Source organism: Sphingomonas aquatilis (assembly GCF_014196115.1).
Taxonomy (GTDB): domain Bacteria; phylum Pseudomonadota; class Alphaproteobacteria; order Sphingomonadales; family Sphingomonadaceae; genus Sphingomonas; species Sphingomonas aquatilis.
Window position 1 is genome coordinate 54,384 of sequence record NZ_JACIDB010000008.1, and the last position, 23,429, is coordinate 77,812.

The 23,429-nt window shown below is 67.8% G+C and carries 21 protein-coding genes and 1 tRNA gene; 7 read left to right on the top strand and 15 right to left on the bottom strand.

Features of this window, described 5'->3' with window-relative positions:
• Nucleotides 1–8: 8 nt before the first annotated feature.
• From GGR47_RS15025 to GGR47_RS15035, 3 genes are all read right to left on the bottom strand, one after another.
• Entirely contained in the window at nucleotides 9–3,341 is a 3,333-nt protein-coding gene (locus GGR47_RS15025; RefSeq protein WP_147035042.1) for an error-prone DNA polymerase, read from the bottom strand.
• A 157-nt stretch (nucleotides 3,342–3,498) separates the two neighbouring features.
• Nucleotides 3,499–5,037 (bottom strand): Y-family DNA polymerase, encoded by a 1,539-nt coding sequence (locus tag GGR47_RS15030; RefSeq protein ID WP_147035043.1) that lies wholly within the window; start codon nucleotides 5,035–5,037, stop codon nucleotides 3,499–3,501.
• Complete coding sequence (locus tag GGR47_RS15035) at nucleotides 4,949–5,719, bottom strand: hypothetical protein (RefSeq protein WP_147035044.1); 771 nt, start codon at nucleotides 5,717–5,719, stop codon at nucleotides 4,949–4,951. The genes GGR47_RS15030 and GGR47_RS15035 overlap by 89 nt, the downstream gene beginning before the upstream one ends.
• 152 nt (nucleotides 5,720–5,871) lie before the next feature.
• Here GGR47_RS15035 and GGR47_RS15040 point away from each other — a divergent pair.
• Nucleotides 5,872–5,946: transfer RNA gene (locus GGR47_RS15040), tRNA-Gly, on the top strand.
• Nucleotides 5,947–6,227: 281 nt separating this feature from the next.
• Here the strand turns inward: GGR47_RS15040 and GGR47_RS15045 are convergent.
• Complete coding sequence (locus GGR47_RS15045; protein ID WP_147035045.1) at nucleotides 6,228–6,623, bottom strand: VOC family protein; 396 nt, start codon at nucleotides 6,621–6,623, stop codon at nucleotides 6,228–6,230.
• A 46-nt stretch (nucleotides 6,624–6,669) separates the two neighbouring features.
• On the opposite strand from GGR47_RS15045, the gene GGR47_RS15050 reads away from it, so the two are divergent.
• Both GGR47_RS15050 and GGR47_RS15055 read left to right on the top strand, forming a co-directional pair.
• Nucleotides 6,670–6,861: a hypothetical protein gene (locus GGR47_RS15050; protein WP_147035046.1), complete on the top strand. Its 192-nt coding sequence runs from the start codon at nucleotides 6,670–6,672 to the stop codon at nucleotides 6,859–6,861.
• Between the two features lie 34 nt (nucleotides 6,862–6,895).
• Entirely contained in the window at nucleotides 6,896–7,543 is a 648-nt protein-coding gene (locus tag GGR47_RS15055) for a YoaK family protein (protein ID WP_147035047.1), read from the top strand.
• A 31-nt stretch (nucleotides 7,544–7,574) separates the two neighbouring features.
• Here the strand turns inward: GGR47_RS15055 and GGR47_RS15060 are convergent, their stop codons facing one another.
• The 8 genes from GGR47_RS15060 to GGR47_RS15095 all read right to left on the bottom strand — a co-directional run bounded on the left by GGR47_RS15060 (nucleotide 7,575) and on the right by GGR47_RS15095 (nucleotide 16,289).
• Nucleotides 7,575–9,596 carry an acetyl-CoA carboxylase biotin carboxylase subunit gene (locus GGR47_RS15060; RefSeq protein WP_147035048.1) on the bottom strand — a complete coding sequence of 674 codons (2,022 nt, stop codon included), beginning with the start codon at nucleotides 9,594–9,596 and terminating at the stop codon, nucleotides 7,575–7,577.
• Nucleotides 9,597–9,714: 118 nt separating this feature from the next.
• Nucleotides 9,715–9,873, bottom strand: a complete 159-nt coding sequence (locus tag GGR47_RS15065; protein WP_167509689.1) for a hypothetical protein — start codon at nucleotides 9,871–9,873, stop codon at nucleotides 9,715–9,717.
• Between the two features lie 68 nt (nucleotides 9,874–9,941).
• A complete protein-coding gene (bioB, locus tag GGR47_RS15070; RefSeq protein ID WP_147035049.1) occupies nucleotides 9,942–11,048 on the bottom strand; it encodes a biotin synthase BioB in 1,107 nt (368 codons plus the stop codon).
• Nucleotides 11,045–11,731 (bottom strand): TlpA family protein disulfide reductase, encoded by a 687-nt coding sequence (locus GGR47_RS15075; protein ID WP_244304950.1) that lies wholly within the window; start codon nucleotides 11,729–11,731, stop codon nucleotides 11,045–11,047. The genes bioB and GGR47_RS15075 overlap by 4 nt, the downstream gene beginning before the upstream one ends.
• A 121-nt stretch (nucleotides 11,732–11,852) precedes the next feature.
• Nucleotides 11,853–14,057 (bottom strand): methylmalonyl-CoA mutase, encoded by a 2,205-nt coding sequence (gene scpA, locus GGR47_RS15080; RefSeq protein ID WP_147035050.1) that lies wholly within the window; start codon nucleotides 14,055–14,057, stop codon nucleotides 11,853–11,855.
• A complete protein-coding gene (gene mce, locus GGR47_RS15085) occupies nucleotides 14,044–14,463 on the bottom strand; it encodes a methylmalonyl-CoA epimerase (RefSeq protein ID WP_147035051.1) in 420 nt (139 codons plus the stop codon). The genes scpA and mce overlap by 14 nt, the downstream gene beginning before the upstream one ends.
• The gene (locus GGR47_RS15090; RefSeq protein WP_147035052.1) at nucleotides 14,460–14,750 is read right to left on the bottom strand and encodes a hypothetical protein; all 291 of its coding nucleotides are present in this window, start codon (nucleotides 14,748–14,750) and stop codon (nucleotides 14,460–14,462) included. Before GGR47_RS15090 ends, mce begins: the two co-directional genes overlap by 4 nt.
• 12 nt (nucleotides 14,751–14,762) lie before the next feature.
• On the bottom strand, nucleotides 14,763–16,289 hold the full coding sequence (locus GGR47_RS15095) for an acyl-CoA carboxylase subunit beta (protein ID WP_147035053.1): 1,527 nt from the start codon (nucleotides 16,287–16,289) through the stop codon (nucleotides 14,763–14,765).
• A gap of 100 nt (nucleotides 16,290–16,389) precedes the next feature.
• Here GGR47_RS15095 and GGR47_RS15100 point away from each other — a divergent pair, with 100 nt between their 5' ends.
• The 3 genes from GGR47_RS15100 to GGR47_RS15110 all read left to right on the top strand — a co-directional run bounded on the left by GGR47_RS15100 (nucleotide 16,390) and on the right by GGR47_RS15110 (nucleotide 19,201).
• On the top strand, nucleotides 16,390–17,790 hold the full coding sequence (locus GGR47_RS15100; protein ID WP_043061045.1) for a helix-turn-helix domain-containing protein: 1,401 nt from the start codon (nucleotides 16,390–16,392) through the stop codon (nucleotides 17,788–17,790).
• Nucleotides 17,791–17,967: 177 nt separating this feature from the next.
• Nucleotides 17,968–18,771, top strand: a complete 804-nt coding sequence (locus GGR47_RS15105; protein WP_147035054.1) for a DUF72 domain-containing protein — start codon at nucleotides 17,968–17,970, stop codon at nucleotides 18,769–18,771.
• Between the two features lie 58 nt (nucleotides 18,772–18,829).
• Nucleotides 18,830–19,201, top strand: coding sequence for a hypothetical protein (locus GGR47_RS15110; protein ID WP_208663141.1), 372 nt, complete (start codon nucleotides 18,830–18,832; stop codon nucleotides 19,199–19,201).
• Nucleotides 19,202–19,271: 70 nt separating this feature from the next.
• On the opposite strand, the gene GGR47_RS15115 is transcribed toward GGR47_RS15110, so the two are convergent.
• A complete protein-coding gene (locus GGR47_RS15115) occupies nucleotides 19,272–19,790 on the bottom strand; it encodes a YceD family protein (protein WP_147035055.1) in 519 nt (172 codons plus the stop codon).
• On the bottom strand, nucleotides 19,787–20,293 hold the full coding sequence (locus GGR47_RS15120) for a ubiquinol-cytochrome C chaperone family protein (RefSeq protein WP_244304952.1): 507 nt from the start codon (nucleotides 20,291–20,293) through the stop codon (nucleotides 19,787–19,789). The genes GGR47_RS15115 and GGR47_RS15120 overlap by 4 nt, the downstream gene beginning before the upstream one ends.
• A gap of 139 nt (nucleotides 20,294–20,432) precedes the next feature.
• On the opposite strand from GGR47_RS15120, the gene GGR47_RS15125 reads away from it, so the two are divergent.
• Nucleotides 20,433–20,951, top strand: coding sequence for an outer membrane protein assembly factor BamE (locus tag GGR47_RS15125; protein ID WP_244304953.1), 519 nt, complete (start codon nucleotides 20,433–20,435; stop codon nucleotides 20,949–20,951).
• A 286-nt stretch (nucleotides 20,952–21,237) separates the two neighbouring features.
• Here the strand turns inward: GGR47_RS15125 and pbpC are convergent, their stop codons facing one another.
• The gene (gene pbpC / locus GGR47_RS15130) at nucleotides 21,238–23,358 is read right to left on the bottom strand and encodes a penicillin-binding protein 1C (protein ID WP_147035057.1); all 2,121 of its coding nucleotides are present in this window, start codon (nucleotides 23,356–23,358) and stop codon (nucleotides 21,238–21,240) included.
• Between the last annotated feature and the right edge of the window lie 71 nt (nucleotides 23,359–23,429).

The following is a 23,429-nucleotide window of genomic DNA, read 5'->3' on the forward strand; positions in this document are numbered from 1 at the left end:
AGTGGACCTCAATGAAAGTCCCGCGATTTCGGCAGGATGCGCACGTCACGCGGATGCCGCCCGCGTGGGTCCTGGCTGACGATCGGCTTCGGACGGATCACCTCATCCACCGGCGAAAGCGGCATCTGCCCGTCATAGTCCGACGACAACCGCCTGAGCTCGACGGTGCGGTCATAGGCCTTGACCGTCATCAGATGGACGACGCCCTCCTCGCTGCGCTGGATCACGCCCTCCAGCACCAGCAGCCGCGCCGCCATGATCGCACGCCGGTTCGCCTCGAAATCGCGCGCCCATAGCAGCGCGTTGGTGATGCCCGTCTCATCCTCGATCGTGACGAAGATCGCATTGCCCTTGCCCGGCCGCTGGCGGACCAGCACCACCCCGGCCACCCGCGCGCGCCGCCCGTCCTTCGCCCGTGCCGCCTGCTCGCTCGACAGCACACCTTCGGCCGCGAACAGCGGCCGCAGGAATCGCATCGGATGCCCCTTCAGCGACAGGCGCGTCGTCTGGTAATCGGCCGCCACCTCTTCGCTGATCGGCATCGCGGGCAGCGGCGGATCGGCCTCTTCGCGCAATTCGGGTGCCTCCGCCGCGGCGAACAGCGCGAGCTGTTTGGGCGGTGTCCGCCGCACGTCCCACAAAGCGGCACGGCGGGGCAGCGCGATCGATCCGAACGCATCGGCATCGGCGAGCAGGTTCAGCCCCCGCGTCGGCAGGCCCGCACGGCCCGCGACCTGTTCGACGCTCGCAAAGGGCACCCCTCCCCGCGCATCGACCAGCGCTGTCGCCCAATCCTGCCGAAACCCGTCGATCTGCCGAAACCCCAATCGGATCGCGAAATCCCCATCCTCCGTGCGCTCGAGCGCATTGTCCCACAGGCTCGCATTCACATCGATCGGCCGCACCACCACGCCATGCGCGCGCGCATCCTCGACCAACTGCGCGGGCGCATAGAAACCCATGGGCTGCGAATTGAGGATCGCGCAGCCGAACACCGCGGGGTGGAAGCATTTGATCCACGACGACACATAGACCAGCCGCGCGAACGACAGCGCATGGCTTTCGGGAAAGCCATAGCTGCCGAACCCTTCGATCTGCTTGTAGCAGCGTTCCGCAAAGTCCTGCGGATAGCCGCGGCGGACCATCCCGCCGATCAGCTTGGCCTGGAAATTGTCCATGCCGCCCACCTTGCGGAACGTCGCCATCGCCCGCCGCAGCTCATTCGCCTCGCCGGGGGTGAAGCCGGCCGCGACGATGGCGAGCTTCATCGCCTGTTCCTGGAACAACGGCACGCCATAGGTTGCCTTCAAAAGCTGAAACAGCTCGTCGGGCGGGCCGTGCAGCGGTGATGGCGACGGGAAATCGACCGGCTCCTTTTTCATGCGGCGGCGCAGATAGGGATGGACCATGTCGCCCTCGATCGGGCCCGGTCGCACAATCGCGACCTGGACGACCAGATCGTAGAATTCCTGTGGGCGCAGGCGCGGCAACATGTTGATCTGGGCGCGGCTTTCCACCTGGAACACGCCGATGCTGTCGCCCTTGCACAGCATCTTATAGACGTCGGGATGCTCGTCGGTGGCCAGGCTGTCCAGCGCGTGACAGCCCAGGCCGTGCATCTCCATCAGGTCGAAGGCCTTGCGGATGCAGGTCAGCATGCCGAGCGCCAGGATGTCGACCTTCATCAGGCCCAGACAATCGATGTCGTCCTTGTCCCATTCGATGAACGTCCGGTCCTTCATGCCGCCGTTGTGGATCGGCACCATTTCGTCGAGCCGCCCCTGCGTCAGCACGAAGCCGCCGACATGCTGCGACAGATGGCGGGGAAATTGCAGCAGGCGCGACACCAGGTCGCTGAGCTGGGCCAGGCGGGGATTGGCGGGGTCGAACCCGGTTTCGGTGAAGCGTTGTTCGGGCATGCGATCCGAAAAGCTGCCCCAGACGGTGCTGGTCAGCCGCTGCGTCACGTCCTCGCTGAACCCCAGCACCCGGCCGACTTCGCGCACGGTGCTGCGCGGGCGATAATGGATGACGGTCGCCGCGATCGCCGCACGTTCGCGGGTGTAGCGTCGATAGATATATTGCATCACCTCCTCGCGCCGCTCGTGCTCGAAATCCACGTCGATGTCGGGGGGCTCGCCGCGTTCTTCGGACACGAAGCGCGAAAACAGCAGGTCGTATTTCAGCGGATCGACCGAGGTCACGCCCAGCAGGTAGCAGACAACCGAATTGGCCGCCGACCCGCGCCCCTGGCACAGGATCGGCGGGGTGCAGCTGCGCGCGAACCGCACCACGTCATGCACCGTCAGAAAATAATAAGCATATTGCTGACGCCGGATGAGATCGAACTCTTCGTACAGCAGGGTGAGGATACGGTCGGGAACGCGATCCCCGTAACGGTCGAGCGCATTCTGCCAGACGAGATGTTCCAGCCAGGCCTGCGCGTCCCACCCCGCCGGCACCGGCTCGTGCGGATATTCGTATCGCAACTGATCGAGCGAAAAGCCGATGCGACCCAGCAGGCGAAGGCTTTCGTCGATCGCCTCGGGCGCGTCGCGGAACAGCCGGCGCATCTCGGCTTCATCCTTCAAATGGCGCTCGCCATTGGCCGCGAGGCGACGTCCGGCCGTATCGATCGTCACGCCTTCGCGGATGCACGTAACGACGTCGTGCAAGGGCCGGTCGTCACGATGCGCATAGAGCGCGTCCGTCGTGGCGAGCAGCGGCACGCCGACCGTCTCGGCCAGGGCTTTCAGGTGGCGGAGGCGGCGGCGGTCCTGGCCGCGGCGTGCCATGCTGACCCCCAGCCAGACGCCGTCGGGTGCAAGCCGCTTCACCGCCCTCAGCGTCGTGGCGAGGCTGGGATCGCTGCGCGGTGGCGGGCGCTCGGCCTCGTCGCGGGCAACGCCGCCGCGGGCGCTGCTTTCGGGCAGGACGATCAGCAACAGATCGCGATGCAGTGCGATGAGGTCGCCCAGGCCCAGCAGGCAATCGCCCTTTACCGACCGCAGATTGCCCGTGGTCAGGATCCGCGTCAGCCGACCCCAACCGGTGCGATTGGCGGGATAGGCGACGATGTCGGGCGTACCATCGGCGAAGACGAGACGGGTGCCGACCGCCAGCGCGAAGCCGAAGGGCGGCAAGGCGGCACCCAGCCGTCCGGTTTCGGCGCGTTTCAGCGCGTCATAGGCGCGCACCACGCCTGCGACGGTATTCCGGTCGGCGATGCCGATGCCGGCATGGCGGAGCGTGATCGCCTGCGCGACCATGTCCTCGGCATGGCTGGCACCGTCGAGGAACGAGTAATTGGTCGCCGCGACCAGCTCGACGAACCCGGTCATGGCGCGATCGCACCGCCGGCCCCCTCCACCCCGTCACCCCGGACTCGTTGCGAGGCCCACCGAGCCGCAAGGGGGCGGCAAGAGACTCCAGCCATCCCCCCAGTCGCACAGTGGACCCCGGACCAAGTCCGTGGTGACGGAGTGGGCGGGACCACGCTCACGCGAACAGCCCGTGGACGTACCAGCGCGGGTGCGCCTGTTCGCTATGCAGGCCGTGGCGGAAGATCCAGAAGCGCCGCCCCCGGCGATCCTCGATCCGGTAATAATCGCGCGTCGGGATGGCGCCGTAGTGGCGTCGCCACCATTCGCCGGCGATCCGCTCGGGCCCCTCGGCGCGCGCGACCTCGTGGACGCGGCGGCGCCAGCGAAAGCGGTGCGGCGGGCCGTCGGGCACCTCCGCCATCACCGCCTCGATCGGCTGGGGCGGATCGAACAGATAGATGGGCCTCAGCGGCGGTTCCCCCGCCTCCGCCTGCGGCCAGTCCCCCGCAGGCCGCGGTGCGGCGGCGGGCAGCATCAGTTCGGCCTGCTCGGGGATATGGCTGTCGCGCGGGGCGAATCGCCGCACCCGCTCGCGGCCCAGCCGGGTCGACAGGCGATCGATCAGCTCCGCCACCGCCGGCGCCTGGGTCGCCCCCTCGCCGCCCTCCAGCCGCAGCTGCGCCGCATCGAGCCGCTCGGCGAGCGTCACGTCGAGCCGGATCAGGTCATAGCCGTAGCCGGGATCGAGCGGGTCGGCGAGCGCGTCGATCCGCTCGGCAAACAGCCGCATCAGCAGCGCGACGTCGCGCGTCGGCTGCCCCGTCTCGACGCGCAGCGACTGGATGTGGCCGTCGCTGCGGAACAGCCGCGCCTCCCATCGGCGCCCGCCCTGATGGCGCTGGCCGAGCGTGTGTCCCGCCTCGCCAGCCAGCTCCTCGATCACCTCCAGCGCATAGTCGGTCCGCGCGATCGGTTCGGCAAAGCGCCGTTCCACCACCACCGGCGCGACGCGCACGCGCGGCCGGACCGGCGCCTTATAGTCGCCCGACAGCCGCCGCACCGCCGTCGCCGCTTCCTCGCCGAAGCGCGCGGCGATGCCGGCGAGCGGCCGCGCCATCACGTCGCCCACCGTCTTCAACCCCGCGCGGGTCAGCGCCACCGTCGCGTCCGCATCCAGCTCCAGCGCCGCGACCGGCAGACGCTTCACCGCGCGCGTCTCGTCGGGCGCAGGCGCGCCGGCATAGCGGGCGAGGGCGCAGGCGATTTCGGGCGTATCGCCGAACGCATGGCGCGCCAAGATCCCACGCCGCGCCATCCGCGCCTCGACATCGGCGGCAAGTGGACGCTCCCCTTCGAAAGCATGGACGCACCCCGCGATGTCGATCACCAGTGCATCGGGCGGCAGCAGCGCCACCGTGGGGCTGTAGCGCGTGCAGCCATCCGCCAGCCGCTCCAGCCAGTCCATGTCGGCATGCGGATCGGCCGGAAACACCTCCAGCTCGGGCACGCGCGCGCGGGCGTCGGCCAGCGTCAGACCCGGCTCCAGCCCGGCGCGCGCCGCGGCCACATCGGTCGCGGTCAGCCGGATCGCCTGGCCCACCGTCTCGACGAAGGCGACCGGCGCCTCACCGCCGACGAACAGATGCGGCCGGGTGGCGCGCAGCCGCTCGATCGGGAGCCATGGAAAGACCAGCGCCAGATAGCGGCGCGTCACGGAAACTCTTGGCATCACGATCCCACTCCACGCGCCAGCGCTGCCCCGCGGGGCCGCCACGCCGGCGCGCACATTCGACGTCGAAAGCCGGCAGGCCCGGCGCACCCTCCCCCAGCCCCTGATCCAGCGCGGTCGAGGGCACGGCGGTGACGCTCCACCGGGTCGCAGCGGCACTCGCCACCGGTTCCGCGCCGATCCGCAGCGACAGCAATGTGACGCCCGACGCCTCCGCCGCCAGCATCAGCCGCCGCGTCGCGGTGAGGTCCAGCCCCGGCATCGGCCCGGCGCTTTCGACCAGCACCATGCCCAGCCCCCCGCAGCGCGCCGCATCCGCCGCCGCGCGCAGCAGCGCCGATTCGTCGGCGACGACGACCAGCAGCACCGAATCGGCCGCCAGCCCCAGGTCTGCGAGGCCGCTGGCATGCAGTCGGCCTTGCGCGCGCTCCCCCGCCTCGGTGCGCAGCCACAGCAGCGGCACCGCCCCGGCGGCGAGCGCCAAGGCCAGTCCGAACCCCGCGGCGCTCGCCCCGTCTTCGCCCTCCAGCGCATAGATTTCATGGAGTTGCGCACGCGCCAGCCCTTCCGTTCGCCAGGCATCGACCGGTGCCGCCGCCGCTTGCGCAGCCCCGCCGGCAGCGGCAAGGCCACGCAGATGGGCGATCAGGGCGGACGAGTCGGACATATATGTTCTTGTAATGTTCCGGATATCGAGTCGCCAAGTCGAAATCGTGTGCGAAAATCACAAGATGGGGCTTGCGGCCCCGCGCAGTCGCCGCTAGTGGACGCGCCTCACCCAGCCGGTGGCTCCAACGAGCAGCCGGCACAGGCGCCAGAGCGGGCGTAGCTCAGGGGTAGAGCACAACCTTGCCAAGGTTGGGGTCGAGGGTTCGAATCCCTTCGCCCGCTCCAGTTTTTCCGAATAGTGTCATGCGGCTGCGGCGGTCCTTTGGGGCCGTTTTTCGGCTTCCCCGGCTTGCCGCTCGGTAATGCAGTAGCATGGAGGAAGGCGACGCGGTCCAGTGACCGGCGCGCTGAGTCTTCATGGCACCAAGCGTTCTACCCCCTGACCGCGGATGTGCCTCGATTGCCGCGATCCGGTCTTGAAGTGTCGCCGGTGGCCCCGGCAGGCATGATTCGCGCTCATCGGGCAATCCTGACCTCGTCAGTCATTCGGTTCATCGGCCATAGCGTCAGTCAAAGGGGGCCATGACGTCGGCAGGATGTTTGGTCGTGTGTTCGACATATTCGACCAGCATGCCATCGGGGTGACGCACCAGCATGTTGCGCCCGGTCGGAACCGGCTTTACCGCTTCCAGGATCGTGCTACCGGTCGTCGGGAGATGCGCGGCGAACGCGTCCAAATCCTCGACCATGAATGTCGCTTCGGTGGCACGGAACGGCGCCAGGCTTTCGTCAGTGCCGGCGATGAACAGGATCGAGGCGACCTGCGCCAGCTTCAGGTCATGTTCCGGATAATCGAACGCCAGACGCCGCTTCTGCCCGGTCAAGGCTTCATAAAAGCTGACGGCCGCATCGATCTCGTCGAGCGAAAGGTAGCGGCGAACGAGGATGTTCAGGATTCGCATATCGGTGGTGCTCCGAAGGCCGTGATGCTGACCATATCGCATCAGCTTGGCCGAACGCGCGCCGCGGGTCGAGCTTTGCGCCCGCGGGGCACTGGTGCAGGGCTTTGGCGGGGTCATGCTCTACGGCGCAGTCTTCGCGCTCGGCCTGTCGGGGCTGAGCGTGCTCGTTTTCGGCCGTCGGAAGGCTGCGATCGTCGATGCAGACGATGCCCCCTATCCCTCCCACGTCGCCCCTTGAGTCCCCGCCCGCTCTCCCCCAACACTCCCGGCTGATGACCCGCTACGACCGCCGCTTCTGGTTTCTCGCCGCCGGTCTTTCGGCGACGGCGGGTTATGTCGATGCGATCGGGTTCCTGCGGCTTGGCAGCTTCTTCGTGTCGTTCATGAGCGGCAATTCGACGCGGTTCGCGGTCGGTGCGGTGACGGATGCGCATGTCGCATATGTGGCGGGCACATTGATCGCGGGCTTTGCGGCCGGCGTAGCGGGCGGGACATGGCTGTCGGCGCGGCACGGGGGTGGGCGCCTGCCCGTCTCGCTGCTGCTGATGGGCGCGCTGCTGGCGCTGGCCGCGGCGAGCGATGGACGATTGCCCGCGATGGCGACCAGCCTGATGATGGCGGCGGCGATGGGCGCGGCGAACACCATCTTCCAGCGCGATGGCGAGGTGAGCATCGGCGTCACCTATATGACCGGCACGCTGGTGAAATGCGTGCAACGGCTGACCGCGGCGCTGATGGGCAGCGGGCCGCGCTGGGCGTGGCTGCCCTATGCATTGCTGTGGATGGGGCTGGTCGCGGGTGCGTGCGGCGGGGCCGCCGTCTATGGCGCGGTGGGAACGGCGGGCGTGTGGCTGGCGGTCGCCGCGGTCACGTTGCTCGCCGTCTATGCGCGCGCGATCGGGCGGCCACACGCGCCCTGACCGCCGGGCGGGGGCGCCCGGCGGCGGTGGCTCATTCCATTTCGAGGATGATCTGATCGACCGCCAGGCTGTCGCCGGCGGCGGCGGAGACGGCCTTCACCCGGCCCGCCTTCTGGGCGCGCAGGATATTCTCCATCTTCATCGCTTCGACGACGGCGAGCGGCTGGCCCGCCTCCACCGCATCGCCCGCGCCGACGTCGAGACGGACGAGCAGGCCCGGCATCGGCGCGATCAGGAAGCGCGACAGGTCGGGCGGCACCTTCTCGATCATATGCTGCGCGTACGGCGCGGCGTGCGCGGGCAGGACGCGGACGTCGTGGCTCGCGCCGCGCGTCGTCAGGCGGAAGCCGCTGCGAATCGGCAGGATGCGCACGGTAAGCTGCGCATACTCCCCGTTTTCTCGGCCAATCTCAGCCTCCACCATCCGATCGCCGGGGGTATATTCCAGCGCGATGTCGAGCGCGTTGCCGTCGACGGTGATACCGTCGGTCGAGACCGCCACGGCATGATCCTCGCCATCGATCCGCACGGCCCAGGCATGCGGCGGCTGCAGGCGGCTGCCGAGCTGGCCGTCGATTCGACGCGCGCGGTCGGCCTGCGCGGTTGCGGCGAAGGCGGCGATGGCGGCGAGATGGCGCTTCAGCTCGGCGTCGGCGGGGGCGCCGTGGAAGCCATCGGGATATTCCTCAGCGATGAAGCCCGTGGTGATATTGCCCGACCGGAAGCGCGGGTGCTGCATCAGCGCCGACAGGAAGTCGATGTTGGTGCCCGGCCCCTCGATCTCGAACGCGTCCAAGGCCGCGATCTGCGCGTCGATCGCCGCCTCGCGCGTCGGCGCCCAGGTGACGAGCTTGGCGATCATCGGATCGTAGAACATGCTGACCTCGCCACCCTCGGCGACGCCGTCGTCGACGCGGATGCGGGGTTCGTCAGCTTGCGTCGACGACGACGTGGATTCGGGCGGATTGTACCGCACCAGCCGCCCGATGCTGGGCAGGAAGCCGCGGTACGGGTCCTCGGCATAGACGCGGTTCTCGACCGACCAGCCGTTGATGCCGACCTGATCCTGGGTGATCGACAGCGGCTCCCCCGCCGCAACGCGGATCATCTGTTCGACGAGATCGAGGCCGGTGATCTCCTCGGTCACCGGATGCTCCACCTGCAGCCGGGTGTTCATCTCGAGGAAGTAGAAGCTCTCGCCGGTCGTATCCGCGCCCGACACGATCAGCTCGACCGTACCCGCGCTGTAATAGCCCACCGCGCGGGCCAGCGCGACCGCCTGTTCGCCCATCGCCTTGCGCATCGCCGGTGTCACGAAGGGCGAGGGCGCTTCCTCGACCACCTTCTGGTGGCGGCGCTGCACCGAGCATTCGCGCTCGTTGAGGTACAGGATATTGCCGTGCTGGTCGCCGAGCACCTGGATCTCGATGTGGCGCGGCGATTCGATGAACTTCTCGATGAAGACGCGATCGTCGCCGAAGCTGGCCAGCCCCTCGCGCTTGGTCGCCTCGAACCCTTCACGCACGTCCTGCTCGCTGTAGGCGAGGCGCATGCCCTTGCCGCCGCCGCCGGCTGACGCCTTCATCATCACCGGATAACCGATATCGGTCGCGATCCGCACCGCCTCGTCGGTGTCGGCGATCTCCCCCAGGAAGCCGGGGACGACGTTGACGCCCGCTTCCTTGGCGAGCTTCTTCGATTCGATTTTGTCGCCCATCGCCGCGATCGCGTTCGGCGGCGGGCCGACGAAGGCGATGCCCGCCTCGGCGCACGCCTTGGCGAAGCTTTCGCGTTCGGACAGGAAGCCATAGCCGGGGTGGATACAGTCCGCGCCCGTCTCCTTCGCGGCGAGCAGGATCAGCTCGGCCTTGAGATAACTTTCCGCGGCGGGTGCCGGCCCCAGGCGCACCGCCTCGTCCGCCATCAGGACGTGGGGGCTGCGCGCGTCGGCATCGGAATAGACCGCGACCGTCTTGATCCCCATGCGCTTCGCGGTGCGGAACACGCGGCAGGCGATCTCACCGCGATTGGCGACCAGGATTTTCTTGAACATCCTCTTCTCCCCTCCCGCTCGCGGGAGGGGCCGGGGGAGGGCCTGTCCGCGCGGGATCATTCTGATGGTGGGAAGGACAGGCCTCCCCGAACCCTCCCGCTCCCGGGAGGGGCGATGGTTATGTCTTTCCGATTTGCTTCACGATGCGACGAGCAAACCAATGGCAGAAAGTCACCGTGACGACGGCATAAATGGCCGTCACCACGACATTCGCCGCCATCATCATGGGAACCACGGCACGGCTTCCATCAGCCAAGGTGATTGCCACCATCAGCATTGGGGCGATCGTAAACCAATAGAGTGCCGAACCTACGGCAAACGCTATTGCCGGCCACCGAACGCGGTTCACTCCGCCGCCTCGAACATCACCGCGTCACCCCGGGCTTGACCCGGGGTCCCGCTTCTTTCCACGGAGCCGCAGGAGCGGGACCCCGGCTCAAGGCCGGGGTGACGGGCACTGGGCTCCGCCGCCATCGGCGTCACGCCCAGCTTCGCGAACAGCGCCGCATCCTTGTCGTCGCCGGCATTGCCCGCGGTGAGCAATTTGTCGCCGGTGAAGATCGAGTTCGCCCCCGCCATGAAACACAGCGCCTGCGCCGAATCCGACATGCTCTCGCGCCCCGCAGACAGGCGAACCATGCTGGCGGGCATGGTGATGCGCGCGACGGCGACGGTGCGGACGAACTCGATCTCGTCGATCTTGGCGAGCGGCGTGTCGGCGAGCATGTCGCCCAGCACGGTGCCCTTCACCGGCACCAATGCATTGACCGGCACGCTGCCGGGATGCTCGGGCAGGGTCGCCAGCGCATGGACGAAGCCGACGCGATCTTCGCGCGTCTCGCCCATGCCGACGATGCCGCCGCAGCACACGTTGATCCCCGCGCTCCGCACCGCGTCGAGCGTGTCGAGCCGCTCCTGGAAGCTGCGCGTGGTGATGACGTCGCCGTAGCGTTCGGGCGAGGTGTCGATATTATGGTTGTAGTAATCGAGGCCCGCGTCAGCGAGCTGCTTGGCCTGATGCGGCTCCAGCATGCCCAAAGTCATGCACGTTTCCATGCCCATGCCGCGCACGCCCTCGACCATCGCAACGATCGCGCCCATGTCGCGGTCCTTGGGGTTGCGCCACGCCGCGCCCATGCAAAAGCGGGTCGATCCATTGTCCTTGGCCTGCGCCGCCGCCTGCAGAACGCTGCGCACGTCCATCAGCTTGGTCGCCTTGACCCCGCTGTCGGCGCTGACCGACTGCGAGCAATAGCCGCAATCCTCCGGGCAGCCGCCGGTCTTGATCGACAGCAGCGTCGACAGCTGCACCTGCCCCGCCGCGTGATGCGCGCGGTGGACCGTCTGCGCCTGCCACATCAATTCGTCGAAGGGCAGCTCGAACAGCGCGGCGATTTCGTTCCGCGTCCAGTCGTTGCGAACCGCGTTGCGCTCTGGCGAGGGCGCGCTCACTTGGCCATCGCCTGCTTCAAGCGCGCTTCCAGCGCCGGGGCCTCGGACGGCTCAAATCCATAGGACGTATAGACCTGCCGGCCTTTGCTGTCGAAAAGGTAGACCCGCGGGATGCCGACCTTTCCGTCGGGGATATCCTTGAGGTCGGCGGCGACGATCTGTTGATAGGCTTTGACGTCAGCAACGACATAGTCGCTATCGGATAGGCCACCGCGCGCGAGGAAGCGGGCGATGGAATCGGCAGGCTGCGACGGATCAGGATTCCCATCCCTGCGATTGACGTAGACGAAGTTGTACCGCCCCGCCAAATCCTTGCGCATCTTGTTGAGATAAGGCGCCTCGACCATGCAGGGCGGACACCAGCTCGCCCAGATCGAGATGAGCGTCGGCTTTCCCGACACGATGCGGGATCCGAGCGTGATCGGCTTTCCGTCGCGCGTCTTCAACGGCACGCCGGCTAGGCTCGTGATCGAGCGTCCGTTCGTCGCGGCGCGCTCCTGCGCGGCGGCTGGGGAAGCGATCGCAAGGGACAGGCCAAGCGACCACGCTAATGTTGTTCCAAACCGCATATTCACTCCTACGCCGCCTGCAGCGAAATTTCTTGAACCGAACCGATCGCGCGTATTGCCCGCCGCCCGGATCGATGCCGTGGCGGCGTAAACGCTCGTCGTCCGCGCTGCCATTGCACATTATTCAACTGTGCCGCCCGCTCGCCTGTCAACCGCGTGGGCCATTAGCTGCGTATCGTCCGTCGCATCGATCCGCCCGCATAGTCCCCGCGCGCGGCGGTAAGGGTCAAACGGATCACGCGGCGTCCTCCTGCGGCGGCATGTTGTGGCCGAGCAGGCGCAGCACCTCTTCGGCCGCCTTGATGAGGTTGGTGCCGGGGCCGAAGATCGCTTGTACACCCGCGTCGCGCAGCGCCTGATAATCCTGCGCCGGGATCACCCCGCCGGCGATCACCTTGATGTCGGCGCGGCCTGCGTCGCGCAGGTGACCGATCAGTTCGGGGATCAGCGTCTTGTGCCCGGCGGCGAGGCTGGAGGCGCCGACGACGTCGACGTCCTGCTCCAGCGCGAGCACCGCGGCCTCCTTGGGCGTCTGGAACAGCGGGCCGGGGACGACCTCGAACCCCAGATCGCCGAACATGCTGCTGACCAGATTGGCCCCGCGATCATGCCCGTCCTGCCCCATCTTTGCGACGAGCATGCGCGGTTTGCGCCCCAGCCGGCGTTCGGTGGCAGCAACGCCCTCGGCGAGCCGCTCCCAGCGCATGTCGTCGGTATAGGCGCCGCCATAGATGCCCTTCACCGGCGTCGGATGGGTGCCGAAGCGGCCGAACACATCCTCCATCGCGGACGAGATTTCGCCGAGTGTCGCGCGGGCGCGGGCGCATTCGACGGCGAGCGCGAGCAGATTGTCCTTACCCCGCGCGCCTTCGCGCAACGCATCGAGTGCGGCGCGGCACGCCGCCTCGTCGCGGGTCGCCTTGACGCGTTCGATGCGGCGGATCTGCGCCTCACGCACCGCGACGTTATCGACGTCGAGGATGTCGATCGAGTCCTCGTCGGCCTTGCGGTATTTGTTGACGCCGACGATCACGTCCTCGCCGCGATCGACGCGCGCGGCGCGGGCGGCCGACGCCTCCTCGATCATCGCCTTGGGCCAGCCCGCCGCGACCGCCTTGGCCATGCCGCCTTCGGCCTGCACGCGCTCGATGATCTCCCACGCGCCATCGACCAGGCTCTGCGTCAGGCTCTCGATGTAATAGGAGCCGCCGAGCGGATCGACGACCTTGGTCATCCCCGTCTCTTCCTGGATGACGATCTGCGTGTTGCGCGCGATGCGGGCGGAGAAATCGGTAGGCAGCGCAATGGCTTCGTCGAGCGCGTTGGTGTGCAGCGACTGGGTGCCGCCGAGCATCGCCGCCATCGCCTCGATCGTTGTGCGCATGACGTTGTTGTACGGGTCCTGCTCGGTCAGCGAGACACCGCTGGTCTGGCAGTGGGTGCGCAGCATCTTGCTGCGTTCGTCCTTCGCGCCGAGCTGCGTCATCGCGCGATGCCACAGCACGCGCGCGGCGCGCAGCTTGGCGATCTCCATGAAGAAGTTCATGCCGATCGCGAAGAAGAAGCTCAGGCGCCCGGCGAACTTGTCGATGTCGAGGCCGGATGCCACGCCGTATTTCACATATTCCATGCCGTCGGCGATGGTGAAGGCGAGCTCGTGGAGCTGCGTCGCCCCCGCCTCCTGCATGTGATAGCCCGAAATCGAGATGCTGTTGAACTTCGGCATCTCCCGGCTGGTGTAGCCGAAGATATCCGAGATGATCCGCATGCTCGGTTCGGGCGGGTAGATGTACGTGTTGCGGACCATGAACTCCTTGAGGATGTCGTTCTGGATGGTCCCGTCGAGCAATTTGCGGTCGACGCCCTGTTCTTCCCCGGCGACGATGAAGAAGGCGAGGATCGGGATCACCGCGCCGTTCATCGTCATGCTGACGCTCATCTGGTCGAGCGGGATGCCGTCGAACAGGATCTTCATATCCTCGACGCTGTCGATCGCGACGCCCGCCTTGCCGACGTCGCCGGTGACGCGCGGATGGTCGCTGTCATAGCCGCGATGGGTGGCGAGGTCGAAGGCGACGCTCAGCCCCTTCTGCCCGGCGGCGAGGTTGCGGCGGTAGAAGGCGTTCGATTCCTCCGCGGTCGAGAAGCCGGCATACTGGCGGATCGTCCACGGTCGCCCCGCATACATCGACGCGCGCACGCCGCGCGTGAAGGGCGCGAAGCCGGGCAGGCCGGGGTCTGCCGTCACGTCCTCGGCGGTGTAGAGCGGCTTGACCGCAATGCCTTCGGGCGTCGGCCAGGTCAGGTCCTTGCCCTTCACCTCCTTCGCGGCGGCGGCCTGCCAGTCGACGAGCGTCGGGCGCGGCGTCGGTTCGGGTGTGGCCTGCGCCTTGGGCGCGGCGCCGCTGTCCTCGCCGGTGTTAGTCTCAATGATCGCCATGCGGCGTCTCCATCAGTTCGACGAGCACGCCGCCCATGTTCTTGGGATGTACGAAGACGATCGGTGTGCCGTGCGCACCGATGCGCGGTTCACCGAGCACGGTTGCGCCCTTGGCCTTCAGGTCCGCGACGGCGGCGTGGATGTCGGGCACTTCGAAACAGACGTGATGCTGCCCGCCCGCCGGGTTCTTCTTCAGGAAGCCCGCGATGGGGGAGCTATCGTCATACGGCTCGATTAGCTCAATCTGCGTGTTGGGCGTGTCGATGAAGCACACTTTGACGCCCTGTGCCGGCAGGTCGAACGGCTCGCCGATCACGGTGGCGCCGAGCAGGCTGCGATAGGTCTCGATCGATTGCGCGATCGATGGCGTCGCGATGCCGACGTGGTTGAGGCGGCCGAGGGTCATGATTTCTTTCCGATCGGTGTCTCCGCTTCCTTCTTGATGAGGCTCATCACCATTCCGATCGCCCAACACAGAAGAAATACGGCAACGGAAGTATGGTAGATTTTTGCCTCCGAGGAAGAGACGTAGATGGCGGTGGAATGGAACTTCACGGGAATATCATGACCCGGTGTCGGAACGGTCGTTGCGCCTTCATGGTGCGCAACGCCTTCGATCCACATGCCAAGTGCACCAGCGGCGAGGGCTACCGCCACACAAGCCCGAAGAGCCCAATTGAACGATTTCGACATAGCACCGCTCCCTCAAAGCGGAATATTGTCATGCTTCTTCCACGGATTCTCGAGGCTCTTGCCGCGTAGCTTCCGCAAGCCCAGCGCGATCCGTCGCCGCGTCGAGTGCGGCTGGATCACCTCGTCGATGAAGCCCTTGCTCGCCGCGACGAAGGGGTTCGCGAAGCGCGCCTCATATTCCGCCGTACGCTCGGCGATCTCCTCGGGCGTCTTTCCGCGGAAGATGATCTCCACCGCCCCCTTGGCACCCATCACCGCGATCTCGGCGGTCGGCCAGGCGTAGTTCAAGTCGCCGCGCAGATGCTTCGACGCCATCACGTCATAGGCGCCGCCATAGGCCTTGCGCGTGATGACGGTGATCTTCGGCACGGTCGCCTCGGCATAAGCGAACAGCAGCTTGGCGCCATGCTTGATGATGCCGTTATGCTCCTGCGCCGTGCCGGGCAGGAAGCCGGGGACGTCAACGAACGTCAGAATCGGAATCTCGAACGCGTCGCAGAAGCGCACGAACCGCGCCGCCTTCTTCGAGCTGTTGATGTCGAGCACGCCCGCCAGCACCATCGGCTGGTTGGCGACGATGCCGACGGTCTTGCCCTCGATCCGGCCGAAGCCGGTGATGATGTTGGCCGCATGCGCCGGCTGCGTTTCGAAGAAGTCGCCTTCGTCGACCACCTTCCGGATCAGCTCATGCATGTCATAGGGCTGGTTGGCGCTGGCGGGCACGAGCGTGTCGAGGCTCGGCTCCAGCCGGTCCCAGGCGTCGGCGGTCGGGCGTTCCGGCACCGCCTCGCGGTTCGACAGCGGCAGGAAGTCGATGAAGTCGCGCGCCGCCAGCAGCGCCTCGATATCGTTCTCGAACGCATTGTCGGCGACGGAAGTCTTGGTGGTGTGCGTCACGGCACCGCCCAGCGCCTCCTGCGTCACGACCTCGTTGGTCACCGTCTTCACCACGTCGGGGCCGGTGACGAACATGTACGAGGAATCCTTCACCATGAAGATGAAGTCGGTCATCGCCGGCGAATAGACCGCGCCACCCGCGCACGGCCCCATGATGAGGCTGAGCTGCGGCACGACGCCGGATGCGAGCACGTTGCGCTGGAACACCTCGGCATAACCGCCAAGGCTCGCGACGCCCTCCTGGATGCGCGCGCCGCCCGAATCGTTGAGGCCGATGACGGGCGCGCCGACCTTCATCGCGGTGTCCATCACCTTGCAGATCTTCTGCGCGTGGCGTTCGGACAGCGATCCGCCGAAGACGGTGAAATCCTGGCTGAACACATAGACCAGCCGGCCGTTGATCGTGCCCGATCCGGTGACGACGCCGTCGCCGGGGATCACCTGCTCCGCCATGCCGAAATCGACGCAATTGTGCTCGACGTACATGTCGATCTCTTCGAATGAGCCTTCGTCGAGCAGGATGTCGAGCCGTTCGCGCGCGGTCAGCTTGCCCTTGGCATGCTGCGCGGCGACGCGCTTTTCGCCGCCTCCGGCCCTGGCGGCGGCGCGACGGCGTTCGAGTTCGTTCAGCGTGGAAGACATGGGCAAACTCCTGCGCGGCTGTTTCTGCCGGTCTAGGCGCTGCTTTCAACTGTGGGTTTGCAAAATTGCAATTTGCATCTTTGCAAACTAGGCCCATGCGATGACCGCCGAGCCGCCCCGCCCCCGTCTGTTCGCCGGCGATCGGGTGCGCACGCTGCGCGCGCGGTTAGCGCTCAGCCAGACGGCGCTCAGCCAGCGCCTCGGCATTTCGACCAGTTACCTGTCGCAGATCGAAAGCGGTGACCGGCCGATCACCGGCGGCGTCCTGGCGGCGCTGGCGCGCGCCTTTCCGCTCGACTGGGTCGACGTCGCGCCGGAGGAGGAATCGGCGGCGCTGGTCGCCGCGCTGGCGGCCGGGACCGACCCGTCCGTACCCGCCGCACAGCTCGACGAGGATGCGGTGCGCCGCGGCGTGCGCCAGCAGCCCTTGCTCGCACGACGGATGGCGGCGCTGCATGCCGCGCTCCAGCGCACGCAGGAGCAGCTGCGCGTGCTCGATGACCGCGTCGATGCCGGCGGCAACCAGCCCGTGCCGCTGCCGTGGGAAGAGGTGCGCGACTGGTTCCAGGGCAGCGGCAATTACATCGACGCGCTCGATCGCTTCGCCGAAAGCCTCGCCGCCGATCTGTCCGGCGCGCGCGCCTATGCCGAACGGTTGGAGCGCGCCCACGGCATCCGGCTGATCGACGATGGCGACGCCCTGCGCAGCTACGATCCCGCCGCCGCGACGCTGCGCATCGATGCCGCGCAACCGATCGAAACGCGCGCCTTTCAGATGGCGCACCAGCTGATCCGGCTCGAGGCGGCGGATCTGATCGAGCGGATCGTCGCCGACGCCCCGCTGCAGTCGGAGGCGGCGCGCGAGCTGCTGCGCGTCGGCCTCGCCAATTACGGCGCGGGCGCGCTGATGATGCCCTATGCCGCCTTCCGCAGCGCCGCGCGGCAGCAGCGCCACGACGTCGACGCACTGCGCCAGCGCTTCGGGGTCAGCTTCGAACAGGTGTGCCACCGCCTCTCGACGCTGCGCCGCCCCGGCGCACCCGGCATCCCCTTCTTCTTCTGCCGGATCGACATGGCGGGCAACATCACCAAGCGGCATTCGGCGACGCGGCTGCAATTCGCGCAATACGGCGGCGCCTGCCCCCTGTGGGTCGCGCACGAGGCGGTGGCGATCAGCGACCGTATCCTCGTCCAGGTCGCCGAGATGCCCGACGGCGTGCGCTACGTTTCGATGGCCAAGGGGCTGGTCAAGGCCACCGCAAGCTACCGCCGCTCCCCCCGCCGCTATGCCGTGGTGCTCGGCTGCGAGGTCGAGCATGCCGCCGCCTTCGTCTATGCTGACGGGCTCGACGTCGCCGGTGCGGACAGCGCGACGCGGATCGGCCCCTCCTGCCGCATCTGCCCCCGCCGCGACTGCGACCAGCGCGCCTTCCCGCCGGTGGGCCGCGACCTGCTGATCGACCCCGACCGCCGCGGGATCGTGCCCTATCGTTTCGACTGAGTGCGCGCAGCGGCGCGGAGGACGCAAAGACGCCTAACGCGCGGCAGCGCCCTTCTCCGCTGGGGCTCATTGTAAGGAGTGACCGACGCCGCCGGCGCACCCTCTCTGCGCCCTCCGCGCCTCTGCGCGAAAAATCTGCCTCGCCGCGAGGCATGTCCCCCGGTCGCCCGCGCCGTTATGCTCCCGCCCATGACGATACGAATCGGGATCGGCGGCTGGACCTATGAGCCGTGGCGCGGGACCTTCTATCCCGAAAAATGGCCCCAGAAGCGCGAGCTGGAATATGCCGCGTCGCAAATGACCGCGATCGAGATCAACGGCACCTATTATTCCAGCTTCAAGCCCGCCAGCTTCGCAAACTGGGCCGCCGCGGTGCCTGACGGCTTCGTCTTCACGCTGAAGGCGTCGCGCTACTGCACCAACCGCAAGGTGCTGGCTGACGCCGGCGACTCGATCGAACGCTTCGTCGGACAGGGCATCACCGAGCTGGGCGACAAGCTCGGCCCGATCCTGTGGCAGTTCATGGCGACGAAGAAGTTCGACGCCGACGACATGGCCGCCTTCCTCAAGCTCTTGCCGGCCAAGCACGACGGCATCCCCCTCCGCCATGCCATCCAGGTCCGCCACGACAGCTTCGCCGACCCCGCCTTCATCGCCATGGCGCGCGGGGCGAACGTCGCGATCGTCTACGCCGATTCGGCCGACTATCCCGCCATCGCCGACGTCACCGCCGACTTCGTCTACGCCCGTCTGGAAAATGCGGTGGAGGCGGAGCCGGCAGGCTACAGCGATGCTGCGCTCGACCGCTGGGCGAAAGCGGCTCGCGACTGGCAGGCTGGCGGCCGCCCCGAGGGCCTGCCCTACGTCACCCCCGACACGCCCGCGAAGGCCCAGCGCGACACGTTCGTCTTCTTCATCAACGGCGCGAAGGTGCGCGCACCGCATGGCGCGAAGGCACTGATCGAGCGGGTGCGGGGGTAGGCAGATCGGCGGCTTACGCCAATTGCGGACGTACCTTTGAGGTTGCATCTTGAGGATCATGCTTGGCTGGTTGCGCAAAAAGCTCGTGAACACCTCGCAGCTGACGCGCTGGAATGTCAGCTTTTCGGATGGCGACATCGTGACCAGCGATGGTCAGGGCGCTGAACGAAAGCTGCCCCTTCGCGACCTACGTCGGGTTGTAGTCGCGACAGACGATAGCGGCCCTTGGGGCGCAGACGTCGTGTTTCTGTTGTTCTCAAATGCCCCAGACCCTGCCGCCGTCTTTCCACTCGAAGCGACCGGGCGAGAGGGCTTCGTGGAATGGCTGAGTGCCCAACCGGGCTTTCAAGACCGCGAATTAGCCAAAGCGATGGGTTCGACGCGGGTCGCGAGGTTCGAAGTCTTGGCTATCAGGCCGAAGGTCAGCTAGCCCCCAGTAACGGACGAGCCAACCTCAGTTCGATTGCCGCCCTTTCGGATTGAACGGCGGCGACCATTCGTCACCCCCCCGCCAGCTTCGCCTTCAAGTCCTTCAGCGCCCCGAACGGCCCGGCCTCTTCCTCACTGATGACGCCGGCGGCCTTCAGCGCGTCGGCGGCGTCGGGGCTGCGGGGGAAGGGGTCAAGCGACAGCGCAAGGGTTTCGGCGGCGACTTCGCCGAGGTCGATTCCGCCGCCCTCGATCTCCACCGTGTCGAGCGCGCCGGCGTCGAGTTCCACCTCGTCCTGGCCGTCGAGCCGTTCGACGAACAGCAGCGCGACCGGTTCGTCGATCGTTGCAGGCAGCGGCACGCCCGTGACCGAACACGCCTGTGTCACCGCGCCCGTCACCCGGCCGCGCACGGCGATGCCGGCGGCTTCGCGGCGCAGCGTCAGCTCCGCGTCCAACCGCTCGACCGCGATCAGATCGAAGCGCCGTGCCAAGGCGGCGCGTTCGTCGGCGTCAGCGACGATGTGGACGGCACGATCGCCCGCGCCGATCGCGTCGAGGCGTTCGGGGCGGCTGAATTCGGGGGTCATGGCAAATCTCCGGCGGTCAGGCGGTCGAGCGGCGTCGCGTCGAGCGCGGTGCGGAAGGCGGTAAGGTGCTGTGCCACATGCGCCACGGCCCCCGGCGCAGGGGCCTCGCCGCGGTACAGGTTGCGGACCAGCGCCGGCGTCAGGTCGCCCGCCGCCAGCCCGTCGCGATACGCGCCGAGCCGCCCGCCGAGCATGCTCATCATCTTGCCGACATGCTTGCCGACGACCAGGTCGCCCATGCCCATCTGCCGGAGCTGCCCGTCCATGTCGTCGACGAAGCGTTCGGTGAGGTGCGCCGACAGCGTCGCGGCGGCGGGCTCCGCCTCCAGCCGCAGCAGCACCATCGTCAGTACCGCGGCGATCATGTCGAACCGGCCATCGACAGTGTCGGGCACGGCGCCGGCCAGATACCAATGCTCCGCCCGCCCGCGCGTCACCACCGCATTGTACAGCGGCAGCGCCTGGTCCTGTCGCTCGCCGAACAATCGTCCCCACCAACCCACTGTGCGCCCGTCCTCCCTGCCACGCCCCGCGGCACTGCCGCTTGAAGCCTTGTCGTTCCTCGCATATCGAGGCGATCGGCGGGCGATGCAATCGATCCTGCGCGCGCCATGGGCGGGAAAGCCGCCGCTGGAGATTGTGATGAGCGTATCCGTTGCCCGTTTCGGCGCCCGCGCCCGTGCCCGCGTGGGTCTGATCGCGGGACTGGCCTGTGTCCTGGGTGCCGGCGCCTGCACGCCGCTGCGGTCGCACCAAGGCTATATCATCGACGCCGATCTGGTGAATTCGGTGCAGCCGGGCGTCGACAACCGCGCATCGGTGGCGCAGGTGCTGGGCCGGCCGACGATCGCCAGCCAGTTCGGGGCGCAGGACTGGTATTACGTCTCGCGCGACAGCCGGAACCTCAACTTCCAGAAGCCCAAGGCGAAGGACCAGATCGCGCTGAAGATCACCTTCGATCCCAACGGCACCGTCAAGTCTGTGACGCGCACCGGCATCGATCAAATCGCCAACGTCGATCCGTATGGCAAGACGACGCCGACGCTGGGCAAGAAGCGCGGCTTCTTCGAGGATCTGTTCGGCAACATCGGCACGGTCGGTGCGGCGGGCGCAGGCGGCCCCGGCGGCAGCAACACCGGCGGCGGTCGCAACACGCCGTAAGCGGTAGGGTCTGCTGGGGCCGATCCGACGACCCTATAACGTCACCCCAGCGCAGGCTGGGGACTCTTGCGACTCCTGTCGCGGATTCTGACCGGGAGACCCCAGCCGGCGCTGGGGTGACGGGTCGGCGCAAGCGTATCTTACCACGGCGTTGGCCGCGCCGCCTGCTACGCATCGGCGCGGCCGTGCCGTGCTTGGACCGGCACTGATCCCAAAAGGGGTTAAGGGATCAGTGGCGGCTAACGCGTCATGCGGGCTTTGGTTCGTTCGTGCCGCACGATTTTCGTCAGCGCACCGTGAACAGGATCTGGTCGACGATGCGGCCGCCGCCATCGACCAGCCGCAAGCGATGCAGCCCCGGCCCCGGCATCACGGGTTCGCCGTGATCCGCCGGCCCCAAATCGCGCGAATCGAGCTGGATGCGATGCGCGGTAGCGCTGCCGCTGACCCCGATCACCAGCCGCTGGCGATCCGCCGGAATGTCGGGGTCGAGCGCATAGACGCTGCCCGCCACCGGATTGGTGAAGCGCGGGCGATGCGCCTCGGCCGGCGCGGCGGCGACCTGCGTCTGCGCGGTGCCCCGCACGAAAAACTCCTGCCGCGCCTGTTCGCGCGTATCGGTGAAGGCGACTCGGCTCGCTACGACATCGGCGGGCTTCGGCGGCGCGCGGCCGGGCGCGCGGGCATGCAGGGCCAGCATCACGTCGCGCCATACCGGCGCCGCGCCGCTGGTGCCCGACACCGCGCGCATCGGGTCGCCCTCCGCATTGCCGACCCACACGCCGACGGTGAAGCGATCCGAATAGCCGATGCACCAATTGTCGCGCATCGCCTTGGACGTGCCCGTCTTCACCGCCGCCCAGAACGGCAGGCGCAGCGCCGAATCGAGGCCGAAGGTCGCGGCGCGCGCGTTGGGATCGGATATCATGTCGCCGACGATCCACGCCGCCGCCGGCGACACGATCGCGCGCGGCGCGACCCGCGGCTGGTCCAGCGTCAGCCGCAACGGGCTCCACCGCCCGCCTTGCGCCAGCGTGCGATACGCGTCGGCCTGCTCCAGCAGCGTCACCTCCGCCGATCCCAGCGCGAGCGAGAAGCCATAATAAGCGCCGTCCTCCACCAGCCCGCGATAGCCGAGGTCCCACAACCGATCGCGGAACGGCTCGACGCCGACGAGCAGCAGCGTGCGCACCGCCGGTACGTTGAGCGACCCCGCCAGCGCGATCCGCGCCGACACCGGTCCCTTGAATCCACGATCGTAATTCTGCGGCACGTACAGGCCCGACGCGGTGTCGAGCTGCACCGGCGAATCTTCGAGGATCGACGCGGGGGTGAGGAAGCGCCGCTCGATCCCCAGCGCGTACAGGAACGGCTTCAGCGTCGATCCCGCCTGGCGATAGGCATTGGCGTTATCCACTGCGGGCGCGGTCGACGCGCCGCCGATCCCGCCGACATAGGCGAGCACATCGCCGCTCGCATTGTCGACCACCACCACCGCACCATCCCGCGCGCGCGTGCCACCGAGGCCCAGCAATTGCCGCCGCAGCGCCGCCGCCGCCATCCGCTGCACGCCGGCGTCGAGCGTCGTAATGATGCGCAGCCCAGGCTTCGTCAGCAGCCGGTCCGACAGATGCGGCGCCAAGCCCGGATCGAGCGCCAGGCTGCGCGCCGGGCCCAGCATCGCCGCGACCTGCGGCGCGAACCGCGTGCAATCCGCACCCCCCGACAGCGCACACGCCCGCCGCGCGATCGTCGCCGCATCGGCGCGCGGATCGGGCAGCAGCGCGGCGAGCAGCAACGCATCGTCGCGCGTCAGGCTGGCCGGCGTCTTGCCGAACAGCCCCAGCGCCGCCGCACCGATCCCCTGCGCCTCACCGCGATAGCCGGCGAGGTTCAGATAGGCTTCGAGGATATGGTCCTTGCTCCACCGCGCCTCCAGCGCACGGCCGGCGCGAATCTGGCGCACCTTGTCGATCCACCCGCGTGCGCCCGGCCGCGCCAGCGATGGCGAGAGGAATCCCGCCAGCTGCATCGACAATGTCGACGCGCCGCGCGCCCGCTGCCGCTCGATCCGTGCGCGCGTCGCGCCGGCGAGCGCCAGCCAGTCGACACCGCCATGGTCGAAGAACCGATGATCCTCCGCCCGCACGATCGCGGCGCGGGCATCCGGCGCGATCGCCGACAGCGGCGTCCAGGCGAGCCGCCGCGCCGCGAAATCGACCCGCGCGCTGTCGATCAGCGTGCCGTGCCGATCGTACAGCCACGCCTCCGACGGCCGCCACCGCGCGCAGACGGTGGCGTAGTCCGGGAGGGGTGGTGGGCGCGTGGCGTAATCGAGGCCGCCACCGATGACGGCGACGACGCCGACCAATGCGAGGGCGCGCCGGGGGGTGAAACGGAACGCCACGTCAGACGCTCAGGCCAGCAGCCCCGCCGCTCTGCCACCCCGCTTGCCCCACCCACTCCGTCACCCCGGAC

Excerpts from the sequence above, each read along its gene's own strand:
- GGR47_RS15105 (WP_147035054.1), top strand. The coding sequence starts at position 17,968 with ATGCTCCCGCCCATGACGATACGAATCGGGATCGGCGGCTGGACCTAT.
- GGR47_RS15115 (WP_147035055.1), bottom strand. The coding sequence starts at position 19,790 with ATGACCCCCGAATTCAGCCGCCCCGAACGCCTCGACGCGATCGGCGCG.
- GGR47_RS15090 (WP_147035052.1), bottom strand. The coding sequence starts at position 14,750 with ATGTCGAAATCGTTCAATTGGGCTCTTCGGGCTTGTGTGGCGGTAGCC.
- GGR47_RS15100 (WP_043061045.1), top strand. The coding sequence starts at position 16,390 with ATGACCGCCGAGCCGCCCCGCCCCCGTCTGTTCGCCGGCGATCGGGTG.
- GGR47_RS15095 (WP_147035053.1), bottom strand. The coding sequence starts at position 16,289 with ATGTCTTCCACGCTGAACGAACTCGAACGCCGTCGCGCCGCCGCCAGG.
- GGR47_RS15125 (WP_244304953.1), top strand. The coding sequence starts at position 20,433 with ATGAGCGTATCCGTTGCCCGTTTCGGCGCCCGCGCCCGTGCCCGCGTG.
- GGR47_RS15075 (WP_244304950.1), bottom strand. The coding sequence starts at position 11,731 with ATGGCAGCGCGGACGACGAGCGTTTACGCCGCCACGGCATCGATCCGG.
- GGR47_RS15025 (WP_147035042.1), bottom strand. The coding sequence starts at position 3,341 with ATGACCGGGTTCGTCGAGCTGGTCGCGGCGACCAATTACTCGTTCCTC.
- scpA (WP_147035050.1), bottom strand. The coding sequence starts at position 14,057 with ATGGCGATCATTGAGACTAACACCGGCGAGGACAGCGGCGCCGCGCCC.
- GGR47_RS15110 (WP_208663141.1), top strand. The coding sequence starts at position 18,830 with ATGCTTGGCTGGTTGCGCAAAAAGCTCGTGAACACCTCGCAGCTGACG.
- GGR47_RS15060 (WP_147035048.1), bottom strand. The coding sequence starts at position 9,596 with ATGTTCAAGAAAATCCTGGTCGCCAATCGCGGTGAGATCGCCTGCCGC.
- GGR47_RS15065 (WP_167509689.1), bottom strand. The coding sequence starts at position 9,873 with ATGCTGATGGTGGCAATCACCTTGGCTGATGGAAGCCGTGCCGTGGTT.
- GGR47_RS15035 (WP_147035044.1), bottom strand. The coding sequence starts at position 5,719 with ATGTCCGACTCGTCCGCCCTGATCGCCCATCTGCGTGGCCTTGCCGCT.
- GGR47_RS15045 (WP_147035045.1), bottom strand. The coding sequence starts at position 6,623 with ATGCGAATCCTGAACATCCTCGTTCGCCGCTACCTTTCGCTCGACGAG.
- mce (WP_147035051.1), bottom strand. The coding sequence starts at position 14,463 with ATGACCCTCGGCCGCCTCAACCACGTCGGCATCGCGACGCCATCGATC.
- GGR47_RS15055 (WP_147035047.1), top strand. The coding sequence starts at position 6,896 with ATGACCCGCTACGACCGCCGCTTCTGGTTTCTCGCCGCCGGTCTTTCG.